Source organism: Paenibacillus durus (genome assembly GCF_000756615.1).
Classification (GTDB): Bacteria; Bacillota; Bacilli; order Paenibacillales; family Paenibacillaceae; genus Paenibacillus_AQ; species Paenibacillus_AQ durus.
The window spans coordinates 2,342,771-2,367,595 of record NZ_CP009288.1; the positions used below are offsets into that span (position 1 = coordinate 2,342,771).

The following is a 24,825-nucleotide window of genomic DNA, read 5'->3' on the forward strand; positions in this document are numbered from 1 at the left end:
TGAGGGTATTTGTAGAAGATTAACGACTGATTATTTAAAGGAAACAGGCAGGCCGCGGGATACCGCAGCCTGCCTGTATTTACATTTAGCGTACAGCACTGCCGGAGATCATCTTCAGATCCGGTCTTAGGCGCATTCAACTAATTAGCGTCCGTCTCCTTCTTCGGCGCTCTTGGCGGCAGGGGACCGAGGTACTGATAATACTGGCACTCGATCCGTCCGTTATACAGCTTGCGCCGCTTGTCCGCCTTTCTGCCGAAATGATGCTCAAACTGCTTGGAAGGACTGATGGCGAAGAACGACCAAGTCGGCAGGTGCAGCATCATCTGCCCGAACTGGCGGGTGAGTTTCTCCACTTCCTTGTCGTCGCTCAGCCGCTCCCCGTAAGGAGGATTGGTGATGATGCAGCCGTATTCACCTTCCGGTCTTGCTTTGGAAGCGGGCAGGACGGAGAAGGTGATCTCACCGGACAGGCCCGCGCTCTTGGCGGCGGCTTGCGCGACTTCGATCGCCTTTGGATCAATGTCGCTGCCGGTCAACTGCAGCGGAATGTCGTCGCGAACGGCGTCGAACGCTTCTTCCCGGGCGGTCTGCCACGCTTCCGGCGGAATTGCCGGCCAATGCTCGGACGGGAAAGAGCGCCGAAGCCCGGGAGCGATATTCCAGGCCATCATAGCTGCCTCGATCAGGAACGTGCCCGAGCCGCAGCATGGATCGTAGAGAGGGCGGCTGCCGTTCCAGCGGCTGAGCTTCAGCAGCGCGGCGGCCATCGTCTCTTTGATCGGCGCTTCCGTAATAAGCTTGCGGTAGCCGCGCTTATGCAGCGCAGGACCGGTTGTGTCGAGCGTAATCAGCGCGATATCATTCAGCAGCGTAACCTCGATGACGTATCGCGGACCGTTCTCGGGAAACCAGTCGGTGCGGTAATACTGCTTCAGCTTTTCGACAACCGCTTTTTTGACAATGCCCTGCGCGGCCGGGACACTGCTAAGCTGCGACTTGTGCGAGCGTCCTTCTACGGGGAATTCGCCATGCTCGGGAATCCAATCCTGCCAGGGCAGCGCCTTGACGCCTTCGAACAGCTCGTCAAAGGTTTTGGCCGGAAATTGTCCCATATTGATCAGGACCCGGTCCGAAGTGCGCAGCCACAGGTTGCAGCGGCAAATATCGATAATATCTCCGCTGAAGAGAACGCGGCCGTTCTCGGTAGTCGTTTCATAACCCAATTCGTTTAATTCGCGTGCGACGACGGCCTCCAGTCCCATAGGGGCGGTGGCAATCAGCTGCAATTTGCTCAAGAATCTCAACTCCGTTGCTTGTAGGTATGTGAGTAAAGCCAGTACAATCAAGTAGAAGCGTCCATCGCCTCCTATATAGGGGCTGACCCGCATCTCGTAGACCGTTATACTTAACATTTCAAGTATAGGCGAAGGAAGGACACATCACAACGTCCCGACGTGCCGAAGAACGGCAGTGCTTGCCTACATATGTAGAATGTGAACAAAAAGGAGATCAGCTATGCTTAATCAGGAGCAATACTTTAATCAAGAAATGTACAGTGAGCAGTTATATACGGAAGATGAACTTCTGCTGTCGGTAAAAGAGGCCATCCGTGCGGGCGGCATGCCCGAAGTATCGATTGCGCCGGGTTACGGCAGGCTGCTTAGCATGCTCGTTTCGCTATCCCGCGCATCCAGCGTGCTGGAGATCGGAGCACTTGGCGGATACAGCGGCATCTGCCTCGCTAGAGGCCTGGCTTCGGGAGGAACGCTAACCTCTCTGGAGCTGAAGCCGGAATATGCCGAAATGGCGCAACGCCATCTGGAACTTGCCGGATTCGGCGGCATTGCCGAATACCGGATAGGCCCCGCTCTGGACAGTCTTGCCCGGCTGGCGGAGGAAGGAAGAACGTTCGATTTCTTTTTTATCGACGCCGACAAGGAGAACTATCCGAACTATCTGGAATACGCCATACAGCTGGCGAAGCCGGGAGCGGTCATCGCGGGCGATAATATCTTCCTGCGCGGACGCACCCTGAACACGGATAAGAACGGGCCTGCGGTGCAGGCGATGCGCCGTTTCAACGAGATGATCGCGGGTGACAGCCGGCTTGCCAGCACGCTGCTGCCCGCTTATGACGGACTCGCTCTTGCGATTGTAATAAAGGCGGGCAGTTAACGAAACAGCCTTATCGGGGCAGCCTTGTACAGCATGAAACGGACCCACACTGTATTGACCAGCAGCAAGACGCCAGAGACGATGAATATGCCTTCGATGCCAATATAGCCCGACAGAAAGCCGCCGATCAGCGATCCCAGCATGTTGCCGAGGGCCAGCGTGCTGCTGTTGAAGCCGAAAGCCCGGCTCTCCTTGCCGTCCGGTGTATAAGAACGGATCAGAGCGTTTACGCTCGGAAGAAGTCCACCCATGAAGACGCCCATTAGAAAGCGGACGAATATGAGCTGCCAGACGCTGCCGACGAACGCCTGCGGAATAACAAACAGGGCAGCGCCGATCAAGGCGTAGGTCAGTATCCGGTGGGCGCCTACCTTGTCGCTGAGCCTGCCGAGCACCGGCGAGGCGATCATATTCGAGATCCCTGTCACGGCGGTGACCACCCCTGCCCAGAAGGTGATATCGACAGCGGTCTTGTGCAGCTTCTCCACATAAATCGGAAGCAGGGCCATCGGGCTGAGCATGGCGAACTGGATCAGGAACGTAACGGCGAACAGAGCCGGAAGCTGCGGAACCTTGATGAGGTCTTTTAATCCTTCAAAAGTGGATACCTGCGGCTTGTGGGCAGCTTCCTCGCGGTTGAAATTCTCCTTAACGAGAAACATAGCGAGCAGAGTGGCGACGGACAGCAGCAGGCCAATCACGTAAAAAATCGGACGGAATCCGATCCGGTCTGCGAGCAGTCCGCCGATCAGCGGTCCGAGAATCGTTCCGGCTACGGAGCCGGACTGCATCAGGCCCATGGCGAATCCCATCCGGTGCTTCGGCGTCGTCCCTGAGACGAGTGAGATGGAAGCGGGATTGAATCCGGAGATGGTGCCGTTGAGCAGCCGGAGAAGGAGCAGCTGCCAGGGTGTCTGCGCAAAGCCCATCATCGTGATGACGATTGCCATGCCAAAGCCGGATCGCAGCAGCATGATTTTACGGCCGTATTTGTCGGAAAGCGAGCCCCACAGCGGCTGAAACAGAAACGAAGTCATAAAATTGGCAGAAAAAATAATACCGGCCCAAATCCCGACGGCGTCCCCGCGAACACCGAGGTCCTTGGCCAGATAAAGCGACAGAAAAGGGGTAATCATCGTCATCCCGGCATTTACCAGAAATTGTCCAAACCAAAGCACATAGAGATTGATCTGCCAAGTCTCCCAAGTTTTCCATTTTTTCAATGTGCTTTCACATCCTTTCAAATTCAAACAGTTCACAAAGATGACATTCCAATAGTATACCATATTTTTCTTTGGAACCGGAGACGCATCCCATCCTTTGTCAAATAATTGTCATCGCTTGTAAGGTGTGACGGTTGTTACATTCTTTTAAAAAGGGCATAATATAATTTAAGAAAATTTTATCTAAATCTATGGAGACCTTATCATGACCTATAACGATACTTTTATCCGGGCCTGCAGGAAGCAGGAGACGGAGCATGTCCCCGTGTGGTATATGCGGCAGGCCGGCCGCTACGATCCCGAATACCGGAAGATCAAAGAGAAGTATTCACTGCTGGAGATCAGCAGACAGCCTGAATTGGCGGCGGAAATTACAATGATGCCGGTGCGTAAACTGGGCGTCGATGCGGCCATTCTATACTCAGACATCATGAATCCGGTGGCTTCCATCGGGGTGGAGTTCGACATTGTGCAAAATATCGGGCCTGTCATTGAGCAACCGATCCGCAGCAGCGCCGACGTGGAGCGGCTGAGGCCGGTGGATGTGGAGGGTGATCTCGGCCATATTTTGGAAACGATCGCAATTCTGGATAAAGAGCTGAAGGTGCCGCTGATTACATTTGCTGGCGCTCCCTTCACGATTGCCAGCTATCTGATCGAAGGCCGCCCATCCAAGAGCTACATTCGCACCAAGGAGCTGATGTACACGCAGCCCAAAGTCTGGGCGATGCTGATGGACAAGCTCGGCGACATGGTTATCGCTTATCTGAGGGCTCATGTCCGCAGCGGAGGCAAGGCGTTTCAACTGTTCGACAGCTGGGTGGGAGCCTTGTCACCGCAGGATTTTGAAGTCTTTGTTCTGCCGACGGTCTCCCGTATTTTTGCCGAATTATCCGATTTAGATGTGCCCAAAATCTATTTTCCCGGCGTGAGCTCCGGCGAATTGCTGTCCACCCTTACCGGACTTCAAGCGGATGTGATTGGTCTCGACTGGCGGGTGCCGCTGGACGAAGGCCGGCGCAGAACCGGCGGGAATTTTGCGATGCAGGGCAATCTTGATCCTTACATCTTGACCGCTCCGATGGAACTTATCAAGGATCGCGCCAAGGCGCTTATTGATGAAGGCATTCGTAAACCCGGCTATGTGTTCAACCTGGGACATGGTCTATTCCCCGAAGCGTCGCTGGACAAGCTGCGTGAGTTGACGGAGTACGTCCACGACTATTCCAAGGAAGCGCTGGCGCTCAAGGAAGCCGCAAGGCCGCACTCCTGAATAACCGCTCATAATTAATCGCTAATAAGAGGTGAACCATACTTGACAACACAAATCGGCGTTCTCGTTATGTCCTACGGCACTCCTGAAAGCCTGGAGGGCGTTGAGTCTTATTATACGCATATCCGGCGAGGTAATCCGCCATCGGCCGAACAGCTGAAAGATTTAAAGGATCGCTATGAAGCCATCGTGGGCGGAGTGTTCCCTCTGCGGGAAAACACGGATCGTCAGGTGAAGGCGCTGCAGGACGCGCTAAACCGGGATAATAGGGAAAAGGATATCGAATATATTTGCTTCCAAGGTCTAAAACACGCTCATCCTTTCATCGAGGATGGAGTTGAGCGAATGGCGGAGAGCGGCATCAAGCAGGCGGTGGGCATCGTGCTCGCTCCGCATTATTCCGTCATGAGTGTCGGAGGCTACATCAAACGGGCCAGAGAAAAAGCGGAAAGCTCCGGCATTCAAATGGCATTTGTGGAAAGCTACCATCTTCATCCCAAGCTTATCGAAGCGCTAAGTAAGCGCGTATCCGCAAGGCTGGACCAGTTCGAGGAAGCGGGCGCGAACCGGGAAGACGTTCGTTTGCTCTTTAGCGCCCACAGCCTGCCGGAGCGGATTCTCTCCATGGGCGATCCATACCGGGATCAGCTGCTGGAGACTTCAAAGGCAGTTGCGGAGCAAGCCGGAGTAACCTCCTGGCAGTTCACCTGGCAGAGCGCCGGAAGAACGGCGGAGCCGTGGCTCGGGCCGGATATTCTGGATACGCTCCGCGAGCTGAGCAAGGATCAGGTGGAGTACGTGCTGTCAGCCCCGATCGGATTCGTATCCGACCATCTTGAGGTGCTGTACGACCTGGATATTGAAGCCGAGGCCATTGCGTCCGAGCTGGATATGCGTCTGATGCGGATCGAATCGCTGAACAGCGACCCGGCATTTATGGCGGTGCTGAGCGACGTGGTGCGGGACCGGGCGGGCGAACTGAAGGCGGGACGTCCATGAAGGGAGATTCACGCAAAGTCGTCATTATCGGTGGAGGCCTGAGCGGCCTAAGCGCCGCTTTTTACGTGCGCAAATATTATAAAGAAGCCGGCATCCATCCGGAAATTGTCATTCTTGAAAAAGAGCGCAGCCTTGGCGGGAAAATTGAGACCCTGCATAAGGATGGCTTCGTAATCGAAAAAGGCCCGGATTCCTTCCTGGCCCGCAAGAAGGAAATGAGCGACCTGGCGAAAGAATTGGAGATCGATCATGAGCTGGTGACGACCAATCCGCACGCCAAGAAGACTTATATATTGCAGCGCGGCAAGCTGCTGCCGATGCCCGCCGGCCTTATGCTGGGCATTCCGACCGATCTTAAGCCCTTTATAGGCACCAGGCTGCTCTCCTTTCCCGGTAAGCTGCGCGCGCTCATGGATTTCGTTATTCCACCCCGGCGCGGGGAGGAGGACGAGCCACTCGGAGAGCTGATTGAGCGGCGCTTCGGCACAGAGGTGCTGGAGAACTTGACCGAGCCTCTCTTGGCCGGTATTTATGCGGCGGACATGCGCAAGATCAGCCTGCAGGCGACCTTTCCGCAGTTCGGTGAAATGGAGCAGCAGTACGGCAGCCTGATTCGCGGCATGATACTGGGGAAAAAGCCTCAGGAGACGCATACCGGCGAGAAAAAGAGCATGTTCCTGACCTTCCGTCAGGGACTGCAAAGCCTAGTGCATGCGCTTGTGCATGAGCTGCATGATGTGGAGCAGCGCACGGAAACCGCCGTGATTGCTATTTATGACCGGATCGCCGAAACGAATGCCGGCACGAGAGGGGCTGAGGGAGCGGCGGCCCCGGCTGCTTTAGAATCGGCTGCTTCTCCGCAAGCGCGCTACGCGGTGGAACTGGAGAGCGGCGAATTGCTGCCTGCGGACGACATCTATATCACAACTCCCAATTTCGCAGCGGCCGAACTGCTGCGTCCGCATGTCGATGTATCGGCATTAGACGCGGTGAACTATGTATCGGTAGCCAATGTAGTTATGGCTTTTTCCGGCAAAGAAATGGACGGCAATTTCGACGGCTCGGGCTTTCTGGTTCCCCGTAAGGAAGGACGGAATATTACGGCCTGCACCTGGACTTCAGTCAAGTGGCTGCATACGAGTCCCGAGGATAAGGTGCTGCTGCGCTGTTATGTGGGACGTTCGGGCGACGAGCAGAATGTGCAGTTGCCGGACGAAGCGCTGGAAGAGCTGGTTCGCAAGGACCTGCGCGAGATTATGGGCGTCACGGCCCAGCCGTTGTTCACGGAAATTACACGTCTGCCGAACTCGATGCCGCAGTATCCTGTTGGGCATCCGGCCGCCATTGCAGGGCTCCGCAGCGAGCTGGCCGCCGTTCTTCCGGGCGTGCACGTCTTCGGATCCGGATATGACGGAATCGGGATGCCGGACTGCATCAAATTTGCGAAGCTTACGGCGAAGGCGGCTGCTGAAAGCCTGCAAGCGCACTGATTTCTTCATACTTTATCACATGATCGCGATATCAGCTGATGGCGAAGCGCGGGTTCTGCCCGTTCTTCGCCGTTTTTTTACAGCATGTTTATTCGGAAGATACGGGCCTCTTTCCGTCTTTGTTGGCGCTTGTTCGGGGGAGATTGATAGATATGATATAATAGAACGAGTTTAGCGGGCAAAGGAGCCAGAATACATATGTATCCCCCTAGATCCAGCAGAAAAAGAGGCAAAACGACAAGAAAGCAAAGAAAAAACCGGATTTGGTCTTGGATCAACATCAGCCTGCTTGCGCTGATTACGGTTATGCTGTTTTATTTTTTCCACAGCGGAGGGGGCCGCGAGAGCATTCCTCTCTCCGAGACGGGATCGGCTCCGCCTTCACCGGAGAGATCGTCGGCGGCGGGAACTGCCGGAGCGGCTGATCCCGGGGCATTAAGCAGAGCTTCAGCCGCTCCGTCAGGCGAGCTTCAGCCGTCAGCTTCGCCGGATGTTGCCCAGGCTGCGGAAGCCGAGCCGACGCCGTCGCCATCAGCCAATCCAGGCAGCGGGTCAGCACCGCCCTGCGCGTCACAGCAGACACCGGGGTCCGATGCTGATCGAACCGAAGCTGGCGGACAGTCGGCGGGACTGCCGGATGGCGAGGATGGAAGCGGAAAGACGGTGACGCTGAATTTTGCGGGTGATGTTATTTTCGCCGGAAAAGTCGGTGATCTGTTGAAGCAGAAGGGCTATGATTATCCGTACGCCCGTCTGGGAGGTATGTTCCTGCAGGATGACCTATCAGTCATCAATCTGGAAACGCCCGTCACCGAGCGAGGCGCGGAGGAGAACAAGACCTTTGTGTTCAAGTCGCCTCCGGAGGCGCTGAATGCCCTGAAGGCTGCGGGAGTGGATGCCGTTAATCTGGCGAACAACCACACACTGGATATGGGCGAGCAGGGGCTGAGGGATACGCTGACCAATCTGGATCAAAAAGGCATCGCGTTCGTCGGAGCGGGAGCAGATTCCGCCCAGGCATACTCGGCGCAATATTTTACCCGCAAAGGAATGACCATCGCTCTGCTCGGCTTTACGCGGGTCATACCCGAAGCAGAATGGGTGGCCGGAAAGGGCAAGCCCGGCGTAGCCTCCGCATACGATAGCGGCCCGGCGCTTAAGGCGATAGCCGAAGCCAGAAAAAAAGCGGATATTGTCGCCATTGTTGTCCATTGGGGTCAGGAACGGGCGAATGAGCCGAACGCGGTTCAGCAGACACTGGGCCGAAGCTTTATCGACGCCGGGGCCGATCTCGTAATCGGGGGGCATCCCCATGTCCTTCAGGGACTTGAGCCGTATAAAGGGAAGTGGATCGCGTACAGTACAGGCAACTTTATTTTTACGCGTTCATCCACGAAGACCACTTGGGATACGGCGGTATTTCAGGCTGAATGCAGCGCCAAGGGACAATGCTCGATGAAGCTTACGCCATTTGACGCCGAATTGGGCCAGCCGGTGCCGATGAACGCCGCTGACGGGCAGAAGCTGCTGCAGCGGGTAGAATCGCTCTCTTCCGGCAGAGTGGAGATCGACGAAGAGGGTAGAGTGACGGAGGCCGGACGTTAGCTTGCCGGCAATCCGCAGCCTGAACACTTCGGAGGATGTTTACATTTTTTGCGGGAGGGCTTGCTGAATGAGGAATAACTTGTGCGTCGCCCATCGGGGATTTTCCGGCAAGGCCCCGGAGAACACGCTAGCCGCCATCCGCATGGCGCTGGAACTTCCGTATGTGACCTGGATGGAGATCGACGTTCAATTGACGAGGGATGGAGTGCCTGTTGTAATCCATGATTACAGCCTGGACCGGACGACCAATGGCCGCGGTAAAGTGAAGAATATGGACTGGAGCCATATGCGTCTTCTCGATGCCGGAGGATGGAAGGGCCGCACCTTTCAAGGGGAAGGAGTTCCTTCACTGGAAGAGGTGCTCGATCTGTGCAAAGGACGGCTGCGGCTGAATATCGAGCTGAAGAACGCCGGTAATCTGTATCCCGGTATCGAAAAGACGGTTACGGCGCTTATCGCCTCCAAGGGGATGCAGGGCGAGGTTGTCCTGACCTCATTCGACCCCGGCACGCTGCTAAGGTGCGAAGAAGCCGATCCCGGCATCCGCCGGGGACTGATCTATGACTCCAGGTGGGGCGATCCGGCCGGGCGCGTACGGGAATTGGGCTGCACTTTTTTATCCATTGGCTTTTCCCGCCTTACTCCCGGGCTGGCCAGATTTTTGTCGGGGCGCGGGGTCGGCATCATGGCCTGGACGGTAAATAAAGCGAAAGAGATGCGTCGCCTGGCGGACATGCATTCTGATATAATGATATGTACGAATCGCCCGGATATTTGGGGGGAGACGTTTTTGGGAAAATGAGACTAAACAAACTGACGGGAAAGAGAGCTGAATGCCAATGTGCGCTGCTGTAAACAACTTGTACTGTGTGGGACGGAACTACAAACTTCATGCGGAGGAGCTCGGTAATAAAGTACCGACCGAACCGTTGATTTTCTTGAAGCCGTCTCATGCGGCCGTTCGTCTTGACAAAGAAACCATTCAGCTGCCGAAGGATTCCGGTCAGGTTCATTATGAAGGCGAGCTTGTGCTGCGCATCGCGCGTGACTACATTCCGGGCATGAGCTTGGAAGAACTCGTGGATTCCATGGCTCTTGGACTGGATTTCACATTGCGGGACGTTCATAACGATCTGCAAAAAAAGGGGCTATCCTGGACGCCGGCCAAGGGCTTTAAGAATGCGGCGCCTCTGACCCCATTCATCGCGTTTCCTTCCAAAGAAGAGCTGGAAGCGACCGATTTCACGGTCCGCAAGAACGGTGAGGAAGTGCAGCGGGGCAATGTGAAGAACATGATTTTTTCATTGCAGACGATTGTGGATTTCATCGGCACCCGCTACGGGCTGGGCAAGGATGATGTAATCTTCACCGGCACGCCCGCAGGCGTCGGTCCTACCGTCTCGGGCGATTCGTTCGAGCTGTATTGGGGCGACCGGCTGATGGGCACCTGCCTGATCGGATAACGGTATCTTATGATCATATACTGGAGTTGAAATCATGCAGTGGGTAATCGGCGTCTTTGGCGCCTTGTTCGTTGCCGGAGCGGCTTATTTTAAAGGCTCGCTGAGTTTATCCGGGATGCTTGCCGCCGTGCTTATGGGCACTGTCTATTTTGGAGCGGGGAACGCTTTTTGGTTCGGAATATTGCTGCTGTTCTTCATCTCCTCCAGCCTGCTGTCGAAGCTCAGGACGGAGCATAAGGAGGAACTGGAACGGTCATATGCCAAGACGGGCAGACGGGACGCCGGCCAGGTGTTCGCCAACGGCGGTCTCGGCATGCTGCTCGTTCTGCTGAATGCCGTTTACCCGCTGCCCGCATGGGAGCTGCTCTTCATCGGCGTGATGGCGACGGTGACTGCAGATACTTGGGCGACGGAATGCGGGACGCTGAGCAGAAAGCCGCCAAGGTCGATCCTAAGCGGCAAAAGGCTTCCGACCGGCGCTTCCGGCGGCGTCTCGCTTCCGGGTACGCTTGCGGCAGCTGCGGGCGGCCTCCTAATCGGCATCGCATCATGGGTTTTGCAGCAGCTGTCCGGAATGACCGGGCAGTCGCTTGCCGCTTTGGCGGCTGCGGGCCTCCTTGGGGGACTCGTTGGCGCTTTCGCCGATTCCCTGCTTGGCGCTACGGTGCAGAAGATGAAACGCTGCACCGTATGCGGCCGTGAGGTGGAGAGCGATATCCATTGCGGGATGCCCACGGCACATGCAAGAGGGTGGCGCTGGATGAGCAACGATGCGGTGAATGCCCTAAGCTCGATTGCCGGAGGAGCCGTGGCGCTACTGATTGGCGGACTGATGTGATTATTTAGTTCCAAATCTACAGGGAAGGCGAATAACGACTATGAATATTATGACCGTGGAGCATCTTGTCAAAAGCTACGGAGAAAAAGTGCTGTTCCAGGACGCGTCCTTCGGAATGGACGAGCGTGACAAGATCGGCGTCATCGGTGTGAACGGGACGGGCAAATCGACGCTTCTGCGGATTATTGCCGGACTTGAAAGTCCGGACGAGGGGCAAGTTGCCATCGGCAATGATGTGCGCGTACAGTTTTTGTCGCAGAATCCGCCCTATAATCCGGAGTATACCGTGCTTCAGCAGGTGTTCGCCGGAGATAATCCGGAGCTGGCCGTCATGCGGCGGTATATGGAGACAACAGCGCTGCTTGAAGCCGATCCGGGGAATGCCAAATTGGAAGAAGAGCTGGTCCGCCAAGGTCAGGACATTGATGCCGCAGGGGTCTGGCATTTGGAGAGCGAAGCGAAAAGCGTGTTGTCCAAGCTCGGGATTCAGCAGTTCGATGCGCGTATGGGGTCGCTCTCCGGCGGACAGCGCAAGCGGGTCGCGCTGGCGGCGGCCCTGATTACTCCTTCGGAGCTGCTCATTCTGGACGAGCCTACCAACCATATCGACACGTCCTCGGTCGCCTGGCTGGAGCAGTACTTACAGAAGCGGCGCGGTGCGCTGCTGATGGTTACTCATGACCGCTACTTTCTGGAGCGGGTAGCGGGTGTTATGCTGGAGCTGGATCAAGGCCGGTTGTTCCGCTATGAAGCGAACTATTCCCGCTTTCTGGAGCTGAAGGCCGAGCGCGAAGAGCGGGAGGCCGCTTCCGAGCAGAAGCGGCAGAATCTGCTGCGCAGCGAGCTGGCCTGGATCAGGCGCGGCGCCAAGGCGCGGTCGACGAAGCAGAAGGCGAGAATCGAGCGCTTCGAGAAGCTGAGAGATCAGCAGGGCGTATCCTCCGGCAGCCAGCTGGAGATTTCAGCCGCCTCGACAAGGCTGGGGCGTAAGATCCTTGAAATTGAGGATCTGGCTATGTCAAGGGGCGGGCGGACGCTCATTAAGGATTTGAGCTACATCGCCGTCCCGCAGGACCGCGTCGGCGTCGTCGGGCCGAACGGCAGCGGCAAATCGACGCTGCTGAACCTGATTGCCGGCAAGCTTCAGCCAGACAGCGGCGAAGTCGTGCTTGGACCGACGGTGAAGCTCGGCTATTTCACCCAGGAGCATCAGGATATGGACGACTCGCTGCGGGTGATTGAATACATCAAGGAAGAAGCGGAAGTTGTCCGGACGGCGGACGGCTCCGCCATTACGGCGGCTCAGATGCTGGAACGCTTCCTGTTCCCGCCAGTGATGCAGTGGACGCCGATCTCGAAGCTGTCCGGCGGAGAGAAAAGGAGACTGTACCTTCTGCGCGTACTGATGAGCGCTCCCAACGTGCTGCTGCTGGACGAACCGACCAATGATCTGGATATCGGCACACTTGCGATCTTGGAGGACTATCTGGATGAGTTTCCCGGAGTCGTCTTTACCGTCTCGCATGACCGGTTCTTCCTGGACCGGACGGTGGACAAGATCATTGCGTTTGAGGACGGAATGATCCGGGTTCATGTCGGTGATTACAGCGAATACGAAGAGTGGTTGTCTAAGAATGCGCCGGTCCGCGGCTCCGCAGCCGACGGGAAGGATGATGCGGAGGCAAAACGCGGCGCAGGCAGCCAGTCTCAGCAAGGAAATACTGGTCAGACTCCGGCCCGGGAAAAGTTGAAATTTTCTTTTAAGGAACAGCGGGAGTATGAAGAGATTGACAGCCTCGTTGAGCAGGCCGAACAGCATCTAAGTTCCATTGCCGCGCAGATGGAAGCGGCCTTTGCCGATTCCGCAAAGCTTCAGCAATTGGTAGAGGAGCAGCGCGCGGCCGAGGCGGAACTGGAGCGGCTGATGGAGCGCTGGACTTATTTGAATGAGCTGGCGGAGAAAATCGCGAATAAATCGTAACCGAAATGAATAGATGGGGTGAGTGCATTGACAAAGTATGATTTTGACCGTGTCCTGAACCGGAGCAATACGCATTCCTACAAATGGGACCAAGTCGAAAAGCTGTTTGGGAACAAGGATATTTTACCGCTATGGGTGGCGGATATGGACTTCGAAAGTCCACCGGCTGTGAAAGAGGCGCTGGTTCGGCGCGCAGAGCTGGGCATTTATGGATATTGCATCCAAAGCGATTCGTACATTGACTCGATCACCGGATGGTTCCGCCGCCGCCACGATTGGGAGATTTCCAAAGAATGGATTTCGCAATCACCTGGTATCGTGACTACTCTGAGCCTGGCTGTTGATCTGTTCAGCGAACCGGGAGCCGAGGTTATCTTGCAGTCACCGGTCTACTATCCTTTCTACGATGTTATCAAAATGAACGGCCGCAAAGTGGCCGACAACCCGCTCGTTCTCCGGAACGGACGTTATGAAATGGACTATGAGCAGCTGGAAGGGCTGATGAAGGGCGGCGCCAAGCTGCTGCTGCTGTGCAGCCCGCATAATCCCGGTGGCCGGGTGTGGGAGCGCGAGGAGCTGCTGCGGCTCGGAGAGCTGTGCCTGCAATACGGCGTTACCGTGGTGTCCGACGAAATCCACTGTGATTTGGCGCTTCCGGGATACAAGCATATTCCGTTCGCCTCGCTGTCCAAGGAACTGTCGGACATTACACTGATGGCGCTGGCTCCTACTAAAACCTTCAATCTGCCGGGTATTCACTCCTCTTTCATCGTGGCATCGAACCCGGAAATGAAGCATAAATTCGAGACGCGGATCAAAACGCTCAGCCTGCATATGGCCAGCTTTTTCGCCCAGGATGCGGTGGAAGCCGCTTATAACGAAGGGGATGAGTGGGTTGACGAGCTGATCACTTACATCAACGGCAACATTGACTATGCGGTCTCTTATCTGGCTCAGTATTTGCCGCAAGTCAAGGTTATGAAACCTGAGGCAACTTACCTGTTGTGGGTGGACTGCCGGGCGCTGGGTCTAAACGGAGCGGGGCTGAAAAAGCTGATGTACCAAGAAGCCGGCGTTGCCTTTAATGAAGGTTCCGTGTACGGAAGCGAAGGGGAAGGTTATCTGCGGATCAATATGGCTTGCCCAAGATCTATTTTGCAGGCAGCCTTGGAGCGTTTCAGCGCCGCTGCGGCGAAAGTTGTTGTAAAGTAAATAGAGCGAAAAAAGCTGGCCCCGGGAAACCGGAGGCCAGCTTTTTTGAGGATACAATGACAAGACGCGGCAGCGCGTCTATCCCGTTAGCATACAAGGAGGAAGGGAGGCCAAACGAGCCTCCCTTGTTCATGTCTTTCAGAAGCCGGCCGCAGGCACGAGCGTCTGTCAGTTCGCTCCTACATAAGCGGCCAGCAGCTTGGCCGTATTGAATACGGCCTGCTTGTGCGTGCGCTCCATGGAATGGGAAGCGTGAACACCCGGGCCGATCAGTGCGGCCCGGATATTGGCGCCTCCCCGAAGCGCTGCGGACGCGTCGGAACCGTATTGCGGATAAATATCGACCGCATGGGGGATTCCGAGATCCTGAGCCAGCTCGATCAACCGTCCGGTCATCGTATAATCGTACGGGCCGGTGGAATCTTTGGCGCAGATGGATACATCGGTCTCCTTGCAGCTTAAGTCGTCGCCCAGAACGCCCATATCGACAGCGATCAGTTCGCTGATTTCACCGGGAATCCAGGAGGCTCCGTGTCCGACCTCTTCATAATTGGAGATCAGCAGAGACAGGTTGTGTAGCGGCTTCCAGCCTTCGCGCTTGATGCTTTCCAGCAGGCCGAGCAGGGCGGCGACGCTCGCTTTGTCGTCCAGATGGCGCGACTTGATAAAGCCGCTTGGCGTAATAACGGGACGGGCGTCAAACGAAATGAAATCGCCGACCGCGATGCCCAGCTTCAGCACGTCATCCTTGCCCGATACCAGTTCATCGATCCGAACCTCCATATTTTCTTCGATTCGCTTGATATCCCGGGCATCGGCGGTATAGGCGTGGGCGGAAGGACGGGTCGACAGGATCGTTCCGGTGTAGGTCTTTCCGCTGCGTGTATGAATGACACAGTATTCATTCTCAATGCTGTACATCGTGAAGCCGCCGACGGAGGTCAGTCGCAGGGTGCCGTCCGGACGAATGGAGCGGACCATCGCTCCGAGTGTATCGACATGGGCGCTCAGTCCGACGGTGCGGGAAGGATCAAGACCTTCCACACTCAGGATGAGTCCGCCTTTTTCGTTCCAGGACAGGCCTGCACCGAGAGCGGCGCCTTCTTCAGCAACAAGCTTCATGACTGCATGGGTGTAGCCGCTTGGGCTAGGCGTATCGAGCAGTTTCTTGAGAATAGTCAGAATGTAATCTTCATTGGGCTGGATCGAAAGGATTGGCAAAGGAGACCCTCCTGTCTTTTTTAATTAGTGATCAATCAACCGGAAATTAATTAAATGTCGTCGTTCCGCCGGGAATGGTGCTCTCCATCATTGTATCCGCTGTATTCGCCGTTTCCAATTCAGCGATTTTTTCATTCGCTTTCACCAGTTCGGCAGTAAGGGATTTGATCTTTCTTTGCTGCTTGTACTGACGGAATATCCCGTACGAGCCCACGATGACTCCGCCAATTAGCGCGCAGCTGAGAATAACCAGGATCAGCGGGAGCGACACGATACTGAAACCAAAGTTCACCTGAACCGGATCGACGTTAATAACGGCAAAAAGGGCGATCAGCAGCGCAAAAATCAGGCCGAAAATTATAGACCATTGCATTCTCATTTCATACTTCCTCCTTGGGAAAATTGCAAATCCGCTGACACAGCGGCCGCTTTACATTATAAAGTCCCTTACCCAAAAAGGGCAAGGGACGATATGAACTTGCAACCCCAAATCGCTCTTTAGGGCTCGCACTTTACTTCGTCAACTGCTCCATTTGCTCAATCACGTCTTCAAAGACGCTCATCGCTTCGCGAATCGGCTGAGGCGACGACATATCGACGCCCGCTTTTTTCAGAATATTAATGGAGTAGTCGCTGCCGCCGCTCTTCAGGAACCCGAGGTAACGGTCAACCGCCGGCTTGCCTTCCTCCAGAATCTGTTTGGAGAAGCTGGTGGCCGCCGAGAAGCCTGTCGCATATTTGTAGACATAGAAGCTGTTATAGAAATGCGGAATCCGCGCCCATTCCATCTCGATGTCCTTATCCACGACCATGTCCTTGCCGTAATATTTGAGGTTCAGATCATAGTAAATGGCCGACAGATCCTGCGGTGTGAGCGATTCGCCTTTCTCGGCGCGCTCGTGCACGATTTTTTCGAACTCGGCGAACATCGTCTGACGGAACACCGTGGTGCGGAACTGGTCCGCATAGTAGGTGAGCAGATACATTTTTTCCTTCTTGTCCGTCGATTTTTCCAGCAGATAATGCATCAGCAGCGCTTCGTTCGTCGTGGAGGCTACCTCGGCCAGAAAAATTGTATATTGAGCGTCGCGATATTTCAGCGCATTATCCGAATAGTACGAGTGGAGGGCGTGACCCATTTCATGCGCCAGCGTGAACATGCTGTTCAGGTTGTCATTGTGGTTCAGCAGCACGTACGGGTGAGTGCCGTAGGCTCCCCAGCTGTATGCTCCGGTGCGTTTGTTCTCGTTCTCGTAAATATCGATCCAGCCGTTGTCATAGCCTTCCTGGAGCGTCTTCAGATAATCCTCGCCAAGCGGCTGTAGGCCTTCCTTCGTGATTTTTTTGGCTTCCTCAAAAGGAATATCCATCTTGTATTCGTCCACCAGCGGCGCGAACAGATCGTACATGTGGAGTTCATCGACACTCAGCAGCTTCTGGCGCAGCTTCATATAACGGTGCATCAGCGGCAGGCTCTCATGAATCGTGTCGATGAGATTCGTGTAGACTTCTTTGGAAATGTTGTCGCCGAACAGCGACATCTCCAGGACGGAAGGATACTTCCGCACGCGCGAATAAAAGACGTTCTTGTTCACATTGGCGCTCAGCGTTGCGGCAATCGTGTTCTTCTGCTTGGCATAGGTGTCATACACCGCTGTAAAGGCGTTCTTGCGGACTTCCCGGTTCGGGCTTTCAAGGAACTTTATGTAGCTTCCGTGGGTCAGCTCGACTTCTTTGCCAGACTCATCCTTGATTTTCGGGAATTTAAGATCAGCGTTGTTCAGCATGCCGAAAATGTTTTGCGGCGCCTGGGACAGCGTGCCGACCTGCGCCAATAGCGCCTCCTCTTGCTTCGAGAGAACATGGGCTTTTTGACGCTTCATTTCGGTCAGCGTAAATGTATAATCGGAAAGCGCCGGATCGGCGATGAACTCGTCAAGCTTTTCCACGGGCAGCGCAAGAATCTCCGGAGTTATATAGGAGAGGGCTTCACCCGCATCTACACTGAGCTTCTTTGCTTTTTGCGAAAGCGCCTGATAGACCGGACTCGCGGTGTCTTCGTCCTGGCGCATATGGGCGTATACATACAGACGCTCGGTCTTGAGCGACAGTTCATCGTCCAGCTCGAAGCACTCTTTCAGCGCGGAAGCCGTACTTAACTTGCCTTGGAATTTGGAGGCTTCCTCAATCAGTTTCTTGACATCGTCATAAGTTTTGTCCCATTCCTGCTGTGAACCAAACATATCTTCAAGCTTCCAACGGTTCTCAGTTGGCACTTCGCTTCTCTTCAATAATTGTTCCATGGGAATCCTCCTTAATAAATGGGATGAGATCTGTGCCGGCTGCTGTTTGGCCGCGGCGGGGGAGAAGCTCCCCTGCAGCAGACCGAGCGCAAGCAGCGCTGAAAGGGATCTAGCTGCGAAAGACATGGCGGCGGCCTCCTTGAATGTAAAGGTGCGCCTAGTATTCCCCGGCAATCTGTCATTATGAATCGATTTATGGATCTATTCCTGCGCCGTTTGTCAGTTGTCACGCTTAACATTATGTCAGGAAGTCATAAATGACAAAGACAAAAGCCAGCGCAATCATTACAACCGTGATTAGTGCCATGCCCCTTCTCAATCTGGGATCAAGGCGGTCCTTGCTCATAATCAGGACGGCGCCCAAGCATAGAACGGCGACAACATATATGGCTAGACTTTCATTGCTCATGTCTTACACCTGCTTAAACGCCGCCATGATGCGATTGTACTCTTCCTCGTTATCTTTATAGGATTCCTTATTAAACCGGTTATTAACCCATTGCATCAATGCGGGACGGCTTAGAAAAGTATGTGTTTCTTCGCCCCATTGGTCGGATATTTCCCGTAGTACAATATAGCGGCCCTGGACCTCGACAGTCATCATATTCCATTTATCCGTCTTGTAGATTTCGTGTTTTTTGATCATTGTTGTCCCACCCTGGCGATATTTGGCTTTTGATAAATGATAACGCACCGGAGAAGGGAAAAGCAAATTAATTCCCGGTCAATTAAAAGATGGATTGCTTTGCCTGGAAGATTGAAGTATAATGTAGATATTCGCCATATATGGCGGCATTTTTAGGAGGTTGTTCACTTGAAAGGTACAGTAAAATGGTTTAACGCAGAAAAAGGCTACGGTTTCATCCAAGTTGACGGCGGCGAAGACGTATTCGTTCATTTTTCCGCAATCCAAGGAGATGGATTTAAGACTTTGGAAGAAGGTCAATCCGTTGAATTCGAAATCACTGACGGCAACCGTGGACCGCAAGCAGCTAACGTAATCAAACTGTAAGACAAGGCGGAAGGGAACAGCCCTTCGCTCTGAATATACTTGATATGGTAAGCTTTTATTAAGGCGTAACCCAGGCAATGTATAACTCAAAACACAGTTCTCTTTAATGGGAGCTGTGTTTTTTATTTTTGCATAAAGAGGGGATCATTTAAATATCATTTTTGCATTAAAAAATCAGGGTTCTGCCGCTCTTTTGAAGGAGACAGCAGGCCCTTTTCGGTTATAAAATAGTTTTACTCCACAATTTTCAGAATCTCATCGATCTCTTTGCGGGCAATCATTTTCGGCTGAGCGGCGGGATGTCCAAGCGCAACCGCCATATTGATCTGCCGGTCCCCAGGAATATTCAAATATTCCCGAAGATCCTGTTCGGCAAGCAGCACGGGTCCGGTCATCGGGCAGGTGCCGAGCCCTTTGGCATGTGCGGCCAGCATCAAATTCTGAATGGACAGGCAGCTGCTCTTGATTCCTTCTTCAGCCCAGATCTCCGGACTGCCGAACTCAAGCGGGTCGAAAATGCGTTCACGGAATTTAGATGTGTATGGGGTCGCCAGGCAAATAATCATCGCAGGAGCGCTGCCGAAGGCGGTTGCGTAAGGGCCGAACGACTTCACCATCAGTTTGGCTTCCCGCGCCAGTCCGCGTTGTTCTGCCGAAGCGGCGATTTCCTTCAGCCGTTCCCAAGTAAAGGCTTCGATCTCTTTGATTTTGTCACGGTTCATTACGACGATGAACTCCCAGGTCTGTGAGTTGGTATCGCTGGGAGCATACCGGGCGCAGTCGATAATATCCCTTACGTCTTCCGGAAGCACATCTTCTTCGCTGAAATCCCGAATGCTGCGGCGGGACTGTGCCAATTGCTTGAAATCGTCAAAAATCATTGCAGAATGCCCCTTCCAATATTGTTACCAGGTACTAATACCTGCTGCTGAGTCTATTATAGCGCAACTTCTTCCAGGTGAGAAGTATTTCTGGCGGTATGGAAAGCTGGCTGTGCTTACGGAAGCTTGTTCAGGCAGAGCCGCTTCCTGTTCACAGCAAGTATCTGATCCGTAAATAGGGAAAGAATATACCTATACTAAAGCACTTCAGGCTGACAAAACCTCCATCTCTGCTCTTCAAGTATTGACGAGAAGTGCAGTTAATTTGCACTGCACTTGAAGGATTCAGGGGATTCCAGAGTGATATTGTTGTTTGTACAAACGTTTGGATCATATTATAATAATTATGATTTGGATAAGGAGACAACAATGTGGAGGCACCGTCATTGAGTGAATTTCAGCAAGGCCGTTCCCTGAGTCCGCGTGGCCCGATCGGATTGATGAGCAGGGTCTACAAATACGTGCTGCCTGAGGTGAGAAACTGCCTTAATCACTGGCGCAAAGATGCGGAAGGGATTCCCGATCCCGAGCTCCGGAAGCAAGCGCTCGCAAGCATCGAAACGAAACAGTTTCATTGCGAAGGCGGAGGTGTATATGCCGCCGGAAATTTACCGATGAGGCATATTCTCATTCCGCTGATAGTCGCCTACCAGACGATAAGCGATTACTTGGACAACCTGTGCGACCGCAGCACTTCTATGGACCCGGCAGACTTCAGGTTGCTGCACCAATCGATGCTGGATGCGATTACACCAGGTGCTGAACCGGTTAATTATTATGCGCTCCGCAGTGAACAGAATGACGGCGGATATTTGCATCGGCTGGTCCGCACTTGTCAGGAAATGATCTCAAGGCTTCCCGGTTACATGACGGCGGCTTCAGAGATCTATGATCTGGCTGCATTGTATACGGACCTTCAGGTATACAAGCATATCCGTCCGGAAATGAGAGAAGCTGCGCTTAAGGAATGGTGGGAGGAGAACAGAAGCAGGGCGCCGCAATTATATTGGAATGAATTTGCGGCGGCAACTGGATCGACATTAGGTGTCTTTATGCTATTTCTGGCTTCCTGCGATTCAAGCTTGACCAAGCCGGACGTTTCATTAATCCGGTCCGGGTATTTCCCACATTTATGCTGCCTGCATATTATGCTGGATTATCTGATTGACCAGGATGAAGACCGGGCCGGCGGCGATCTCAATTTCTGCAATTACTATGACAATACGGATATCATGCTGAATCGGATCGCTTCAATCGTGGAGTGGGCACGAAGAGATGTTCGGAACATTCCTGAGACTCCCCTGCACCGGATGGTCATCGAGGGGCTGCTGGCATTGTATTTATCCGATCCGAAAGTAAGCGAACAGCGGGAGGTTCGCTCAGTGTCAAGACGGCTGATGAAGAGAAGTCCGCTTACCAGACTATTTTTCTTTGTCAACAGCCGGTGGATACGCAAGCATTTGTATTAGCATTCTAAGGAGGAAACCATTCGTATGGCAGATGTAAAGAAAATTGCAGTATTGACAAGCGGCGGGGATTCGCAAGGGATGAACGCCGCCGTGCGCGCCGTCGTGCGCAGCGCAATTTATTACGGTATTGATGTATTTGGTATTCAGCGCGGATATCATGGGCTATTGAACCGGGATATCTTCCCGATGACGATTCGCAGCGTTGGTGACATTATTCAGCGCGGGGGCACAATTCTTCAATCCGCCCGCTGTCTGGAATTCTTGCAGCCGAAAGGCCAGCAAAAAGGCGCCGATATCTTGCGTGAGTACGGCATCGACGGACTTGTCGTCATCGGCGGTGACGGATCTTACAACGGGGCGAACAAATTGAGCAAGCTCGGCATTAAGACGATGGGGCTTCCAGGAACGATTGACAATGATATTTCCTTTACCGATTACACCATCGGTTTCGATACCGCTGTCAGCATTGTTGTGGATGCCATTAACAAGCTGCGGGATACGATGTCTTCCCATGAACGTTCTTCGGTCGTTGAAGTTATGGGTCGGCACTGTGGCGACATCGCCTTGCATGCTGGACTGGCTTCCGGTGCGGAGACGATCCTTGTTCCCGAAATACCTTTCGATCTGGATGAAGTCGCCGACCGGATGAAGGACAACTTCGCCAGAGGCAAGCAGCATAGTATCATTATTGTGGCCGAAGGCGTAGGCAAAGGTGAAGATATCGCTCAAGCGCTTAAGGACCGGCATGCTTCGATCGACGCACGCGTAACTGTGCTGGGACATATCCAGCGCGGCGGCAGCCCGACACCGGCAGACCGTAACTTGGCGAGCCGCTTGGGTGATTTTGCTGTGCGCAAATTGATCGAGGGTGAATCGGGCAAAGCCTGCGGTATCATTAACGGCGAGCTTACTCTTACGGATATCGATCTTGTCGTCAACACGAAGAAAGAATTCGATCTGGAGACTTATCATCTGGCTTTGCGCCTGTCACAGTAAAATTTCATATTAAAAAGTACAAGCCCTGCGTAAATAAGCGCGGGGCTTTTTTGCTGTGCGAAGATTGCAGAAGCCGTTTTATCGATAGCATTCGACTATTGACTAAATACCCCTACCCGTATATTATATACCCCATAGGGTATGTTAATAAGGGGGAATTATCATGGGCAGAACGATAGTCATTGTTGGAGGAGTAGCGGGCGGTGCTTCAGCCGCCGCACGGCTGCGCAGATGGAATGAAGAGGATCATATCATCATGTTCGAGCGAGGGGAGCACGTATCTTTTGCTAACTGCGGTCTTCCGTATTATATCGGAGGCGCTATCGAGTCCCGGGACAAATTATTCGTCCAAACGGCGCAAGGAATCAGGGAGCGGTTCAATATTGACGTCCGGCCGCTTTCGGAAGTAACGGAAATCGACCGGAGTGCGAAAACAATCGCCTATCGCAGCATGTTAACCGGAGAATGGGGAACCCAGGCATACGATATTCTCGTGCTCTCACCCGGAGCAAAGCCGATGGTGCCGGACATACCGGGAATCGGCGAAGCCGGAAATCTGTTCACGCTGCGAAATATTCACGATACGGACCGAATCAAGACCTTCGTTGACGAGAACCGGCCCAAGCATGCAACGGTCATTGGGGCGGGATTTATCGGGCTGGAAATGGCGGAAAACTTGCGGGAGAAGGGTCTGAATGTAACTGTAGTTGACCGGGGAGACCAGCTTCTTCATCCGTTTGACCCGGAAATGGCTGTACTGATCGAACGGCATATGGAGCTGAACAGCGTTGAAGTATTACTGCAAACAGAAGTGGATGCGATCGAGCTGAACGGCAGGCTGATACACCTGAAATCGGGCCGGGTGCTGGAAACCGATCTTATTATTCTTGCCATAGGTGTAACACCTGAGAACGAGCTTGCCCGGAATAGCGGTCTTGAACTGGGGATCAGAGGAGCGATTCGTGTTAATGAACAGCTTCAAACGAGCGATCCTGCAATCTATGCCGTCGGAGATGCAATCGAAGTAAAGGACCGTGTACATGGATACGAGACGCTTGTTCCGCTGGCTTGGGGAGCGAATCGCCAGGGGCGGCTTGTGGCCGATCACATTAACGGGCAGGACATTTTCTATAAAGGTTCTTTAGGTACGGCTATCATCAAAACCTTCAGTCTGACTGCCGGCATCACAGGCAACAACGAAAAAACGCTTAAAAGGCTTGGCATCCCGTATCAAGCCGTCCATATTCATCCCCAATCCCACGCGGGCTATTATCCGGGGGCTTCGCCAATTGCGTTGAAACTGTTGTTCGATAAGGATACTGGAGCCATTTTCGGGGCCCAGGCTGTCGGGGCTGATGGCGTCGACAAAAGAATTGATGTCATAGCGACTGCCATCCGTGGGGGAATGAAGGCTTATGAGCTGGCCGATATTGAACTGGCTTATGCGCCGCCGTATTCTTCGGCCAAAGATCCCGTGAATATGGCCGGATATGTAGCCTCCAATATATCGGAAGGTTTGGTTGAGACCATGCAGTGGCATGAGGTGGACGATTTTGTACAAAAGGGCGGAACCTTGATTGATGTTAGAGATGAAGCCGAACGGATGGCCGGATTTATCCCGGGCTCTATCCCTATACCGCTCAATGCGCTTCGCAGCCGTCTTGGTGAGCTCCCTACAAATGGCGAGATCGCGGTTAGCTGCCAGGTAGGACTCCGCGGATATATTGCGGCAAGGATGCTCGTTCAGCATGGATTCAAAGTTAGCAACGTGGACGGCGGTTACAGGACATATGCATCCATGGTAGCGGACAATAGCAGACCTGCTCCTCCGAACGATAGTTTCATTCAGCCGGTTGACAATGCCTCGCCTGCTGCAAACACGGTTCATACAGAAAGAGCGGAAGCAGAAGCGCCAGTGGGCACTGAAAAGACAATACAGGTGGACGCTTGCGGATTGCAGTGCCCCGGCCCTATACTCAAAGTGTACGAAACGATGCAAGACCTGGCGGAAGGACAGCGGCTGGAGATAACAGCGACGGATTTTGGATTCGCGCCAGATATCGAGCAGTGGTGCCAGAGCATGGGCCATACGCTGGAGTCGGTCAATATAGAAAGCGGCAAAGTCAAAGCTCTGATTTGCAAAGGAACGAAAAAGCAAGGAATTCTGACAGGTGAAGGGGCCGCAAAGCTGTCTGCGGATGGAACGACGATGGTGGTCTTCAGCGGAGACTTGGACAAGGCAATCGCGTCGTTTATCATAGCTTCCGGTGCGGCTGCGATGGGAAACAAAGTTACGATGTTCTTTACTTTCTGGGGTCTTAATCTATTGCGCAAGCCGGAAGCGCCTCGACTGAAAAAGAGCGGGATGGAAAAAATGTTCGGCATGATGCTGCCCAAGGGAACGAAGGATCTACCGTTATCGAAGATGAACATGGGCGGGCTGGGGGCCAAAATGATACGGAGCGTTATGCGGAGGAAAAACGTTGACTCGCTGGAAAAACTAATCGAGAATGCAGCCAAATCGGGCGTCCGAATGATCGCTTGTACAATGAGTATGGATATTATGGGCATTAGGCGGGAGGAATTGATTGACGGAATCGACTTTGCCGGAGTGGCTAGTTACATCGGTGCTGCCGGCAATTCGGGTACGAATCTTTTTATCTGAAGCCGGGTATAGAAGA

The 24,825-nt window shown here is 53.7% G+C and carries 22 protein-coding genes; 14 read left to right on the forward strand and 8 right to left on the reverse strand.

What is annotated here, in order from left to right; genetic code table 11:
• Positions 1-140: 140 nt before the first annotated feature.
• Positions 141-1,298 (reverse strand): THUMP domain-containing class I SAM-dependent RNA methyltransferase, encoded by a 1,158-nt coding sequence (locus PDUR_RS10475; protein WP_042206228.1) that lies wholly within the window; start codon positions 1,296-1,298, stop codon positions 141-143.
• Positions 1,299-1,518: 220 nt separating this feature from the next.
• On the opposite strand from PDUR_RS10475, the gene PDUR_RS10480 reads away from it, so the two are divergent.
• Positions 1,519-2,178 (forward strand): O-methyltransferase, encoded by a 660-nt coding sequence (locus PDUR_RS10480; protein WP_042206229.1) that lies wholly within the window; start codon positions 1,519-1,521, stop codon positions 2,176-2,178.
• Here the strand turns inward: PDUR_RS10480 and PDUR_RS10485 are convergent.
• Positions 2,175-3,401 carry an MFS transporter gene (locus PDUR_RS10485; RefSeq protein WP_042209249.1) on the reverse strand — a complete coding sequence of 409 codons (1,227 nt, stop codon included), beginning with the start codon at positions 3,399-3,401 and terminating at the stop codon, positions 2,175-2,177. The genes PDUR_RS10480 and PDUR_RS10485 overlap by 4 nt on opposite strands.
• A 205-nt stretch (positions 3,402-3,606) precedes the next feature.
• Between PDUR_RS10485 and hemE the strand changes: the two genes are divergently transcribed.
• The 9 genes from hemE (at position 3,607) to PDUR_RS10530 (ending at position 14,262) form a co-directional block, all read left to right on the forward strand.
• Positions 3,607-4,674: a uroporphyrinogen decarboxylase gene (gene hemE / locus PDUR_RS10490; protein ID WP_042206230.1), complete on the forward strand. Its 1,068-nt coding sequence runs from the start codon at positions 3,607-3,609 to the stop codon at positions 4,672-4,674.
• A 42-nt stretch (positions 4,675-4,716) separates the two neighbouring features.
• On the forward strand, positions 4,717-5,673 hold the full coding sequence (gene hemH, locus PDUR_RS10495) for a ferrochelatase (RefSeq protein ID WP_042206231.1): 957 nt from the start codon (positions 4,717-4,719) through the stop codon (positions 5,671-5,673).
• The gene (gene hemG, locus PDUR_RS10500) at positions 5,670-7,163 is read left to right on the forward strand and encodes a protoporphyrinogen oxidase (protein WP_042206232.1); all 1,494 of its coding nucleotides are present in this window, start codon (positions 5,670-5,672) and stop codon (positions 7,161-7,163) included. The genes hemH and hemG overlap by 4 nt, the downstream gene beginning before the upstream one ends.
• Positions 7,164-7,361: 198 nt before the next feature.
• The gene (locus PDUR_RS10505) at positions 7,362-8,768 is read left to right on the forward strand and encodes a CapA family protein (RefSeq protein ID WP_042206233.1); all 1,407 of its coding nucleotides are present in this window, start codon (positions 7,362-7,364) and stop codon (positions 8,766-8,768) included.
• Positions 8,769-8,835: 67 nt separating this feature from the next.
• Positions 8,836-9,570 (forward strand): glycerophosphodiester phosphodiesterase, encoded by a 735-nt coding sequence (locus tag PDUR_RS10510; RefSeq protein ID WP_042206234.1) that lies wholly within the window; start codon positions 8,836-8,838, stop codon positions 9,568-9,570.
• 37 nt (positions 9,571-9,607) lie between these two features.
• Positions 9,608-10,231: a fumarylacetoacetate hydrolase family protein gene (locus PDUR_RS10515; RefSeq protein WP_042206235.1), complete on the forward strand. Its 624-nt coding sequence runs from the start codon at positions 9,608-9,610 to the stop codon at positions 10,229-10,231.
• 34 nt (positions 10,232-10,265) lie between these two features.
• Entirely contained in the window at positions 10,266-11,069 is an 804-nt protein-coding gene (locus PDUR_RS10520) for a DUF92 domain-containing protein (RefSeq protein ID WP_042206236.1), read from the forward strand.
• A gap of 40 nt (positions 11,070-11,109) precedes the next feature.
• The gene (locus tag PDUR_RS10525) at positions 11,110-13,050 is read left to right on the forward strand and encodes an ABC-F family ATP-binding cassette domain-containing protein (protein ID WP_042206237.1); all 1,941 of its coding nucleotides are present in this window, start codon (positions 11,110-11,112) and stop codon (positions 13,048-13,050) included.
• A gap of 27 nt (positions 13,051-13,077) precedes the next feature.
• Positions 13,078-14,262, forward strand: a complete 1,185-nt coding sequence (locus tag PDUR_RS10530; protein WP_042206238.1) for a MalY/PatB family protein — start codon at positions 13,078-13,080, stop codon at positions 14,260-14,262.
• Between the two features lie 168 nt (positions 14,263-14,430).
• Here the strand turns inward: PDUR_RS10530 and PDUR_RS10535 are convergent, their stop codons facing one another.
• The 5 genes from PDUR_RS10535 to PDUR_RS10555 all read right to left on the reverse strand — a co-directional run bounded on the left by PDUR_RS10535 (position 14,431) and on the right by PDUR_RS10555 (position 18,432).
• Entirely contained in the window at positions 14,431-15,477 is a 1,047-nt protein-coding gene (locus tag PDUR_RS10535) for a M42 family metallopeptidase (RefSeq protein WP_042209251.1), read from the reverse strand.
• Positions 15,478-15,529: 52 nt separating this feature from the next.
• A complete protein-coding gene (locus tag PDUR_RS10540; RefSeq protein ID WP_042206239.1) occupies positions 15,530-15,862 on the reverse strand; it encodes a LapA family protein in 333 nt (110 codons plus the stop codon).
• Positions 15,863-15,995: 133 nt separating this feature from the next.
• Positions 15,996-17,786 carry an oligoendopeptidase F gene (pepF, locus tag PDUR_RS10545; RefSeq protein ID WP_042209252.1) on the reverse strand — a complete coding sequence of 597 codons (1,791 nt, stop codon included), beginning with the start codon at positions 17,784-17,786 and terminating at the stop codon, positions 15,996-15,998.
• A gap of 238 nt (positions 17,787-18,024) precedes the next feature.
• The gene (locus PDUR_RS29130) at positions 18,025-18,195 is read right to left on the reverse strand and encodes a hypothetical protein (protein WP_042206240.1); all 171 of its coding nucleotides are present in this window, start codon (positions 18,193-18,195) and stop codon (positions 18,025-18,027) included.
• A 3-nt stretch (positions 18,196-18,198) separates the two neighbouring features.
• The gene (locus PDUR_RS10555) at positions 18,199-18,432 is read right to left on the reverse strand and encodes a hypothetical protein (protein ID WP_025689191.1); all 234 of its coding nucleotides are present in this window, start codon (positions 18,430-18,432) and stop codon (positions 18,199-18,201) included.
• Between the two features lie 168 nt (positions 18,433-18,600).
• Between PDUR_RS10555 and PDUR_RS10560 the strand changes: the two genes are divergently transcribed.
• Positions 18,601-18,798, forward strand: a complete 198-nt coding sequence (locus PDUR_RS10560; RefSeq protein ID WP_042206241.1) for a cold shock domain-containing protein — start codon at positions 18,601-18,603, stop codon at positions 18,796-18,798.
• A gap of 233 nt (positions 18,799-19,031) precedes the next feature.
• Here the strand turns inward: PDUR_RS10560 and PDUR_RS10565 are convergent, their stop codons facing one another.
• Entirely contained in the window at positions 19,032-19,679 is a 648-nt protein-coding gene (locus PDUR_RS10565; protein ID WP_042206242.1) for a nitroreductase family protein, read from the reverse strand.
• A gap of 386 nt (positions 19,680-20,065) precedes the next feature.
• On the opposite strand from PDUR_RS10565, the gene PDUR_RS10570 reads away from it, so the two are divergent.
• The 3 genes from PDUR_RS10570 to PDUR_RS10580 all read left to right on the forward strand — a co-directional run bounded on the left by PDUR_RS10570 (position 20,066) and on the right by PDUR_RS10580 (position 24,809).
• Positions 20,066-21,148 carry a tetraprenyl-beta-curcumene synthase family protein gene (locus PDUR_RS10570; protein ID WP_042206243.1) on the forward strand — a complete coding sequence of 361 codons (1,083 nt, stop codon included), beginning with the start codon at positions 20,066-20,068 and terminating at the stop codon, positions 21,146-21,148.
• 24 nt (positions 21,149-21,172) lie between these two features.
• Complete coding sequence (gene pfkA / locus PDUR_RS10575; protein WP_042206244.1) at positions 21,173-22,144, forward strand: 6-phosphofructokinase; 972 nt, start codon at positions 21,173-21,175, stop codon at positions 22,142-22,144.
• 163 nt (positions 22,145-22,307) lie between these two features.
• A complete protein-coding gene (locus PDUR_RS10580) occupies positions 22,308-24,809 on the forward strand; it encodes a CoA-disulfide reductase (protein ID WP_042206245.1) in 2,502 nt (833 codons plus the stop codon).
• Positions 24,810-24,825 lie beyond the last annotated feature (16 nt).

Excerpts from the sequence above, each read along its gene's own strand:
- hemG (WP_042206232.1), top strand. The coding sequence starts at position 5,670 with ATGAAGGGAGATTCACGCAAAGTCGTCATTATCGGTGGAGGCCTGAGC.
- PDUR_RS10510 (WP_042206234.1), top strand. The coding sequence starts at position 8,836 with ATGAGGAATAACTTGTGCGTCGCCCATCGGGGATTTTCCGGCAAGGCC.
- PDUR_RS10565 (WP_042206242.1), bottom strand. The coding sequence starts at position 19,679 with ATGATTTTTGACGATTTCAAGCAATTGGCACAGTCCCGCCGCAGCATT.
- PDUR_RS29130 (WP_042206240.1), bottom strand. The coding sequence starts at position 18,195 with ATGAGCAATGAAAGTCTAGCCATATATGTTGTCGCCGTTCTATGCTTG.
- PDUR_RS10555 (WP_025689191.1), bottom strand. The coding sequence starts at position 18,432 with ATGATCAAAAAACACGAAATCTACAAGACGGATAAATGGAATATGATG.
- PDUR_RS10505 (WP_042206233.1), top strand. The coding sequence starts at position 7,362 with ATGTATCCCCCTAGATCCAGCAGAAAAAGAGGCAAAACGACAAGAAAG.
- pfkA (WP_042206244.1), top strand. The coding sequence starts at position 21,173 with ATGGCAGATGTAAAGAAAATTGCAGTATTGACAAGCGGCGGGGATTCG.
- PDUR_RS10480 (WP_042206229.1), top strand. The coding sequence starts at position 1,519 with ATGCTTAATCAGGAGCAATACTTTAATCAAGAAATGTACAGTGAGCAG.
- hemE (WP_042206230.1), top strand. The coding sequence starts at position 3,607 with ATGACCTATAACGATACTTTTATCCGGGCCTGCAGGAAGCAGGAGACG.
- PDUR_RS10520 (WP_042206236.1), top strand. The coding sequence starts at position 10,266 with ATGCAGTGGGTAATCGGCGTCTTTGGCGCCTTGTTCGTTGCCGGAGCG.
- PDUR_RS10580 (WP_042206245.1), top strand. The coding sequence starts at position 22,308 with ATGGGCAGAACGATAGTCATTGTTGGAGGAGTAGCGGGCGGTGCTTCA.
- PDUR_RS10525 (WP_042206237.1), top strand. The coding sequence starts at position 11,110 with ATGAATATTATGACCGTGGAGCATCTTGTCAAAAGCTACGGAGAAAAA.
- PDUR_RS10540 (WP_042206239.1), bottom strand. The coding sequence starts at position 15,862 with ATGAGAATGCAATGGTCTATAATTTTCGGCCTGATTTTTGCGCTGCTG.
- PDUR_RS10515 (WP_042206235.1), top strand. The coding sequence starts at position 9,608 with ATGTGCGCTGCTGTAAACAACTTGTACTGTGTGGGACGGAACTACAAA.
- pepF (WP_042209252.1), bottom strand. The coding sequence starts at position 17,786 with ATGGAACAATTATTGAAGAGAAGCGAAGTGCCAACTGAGAACCGTTGG.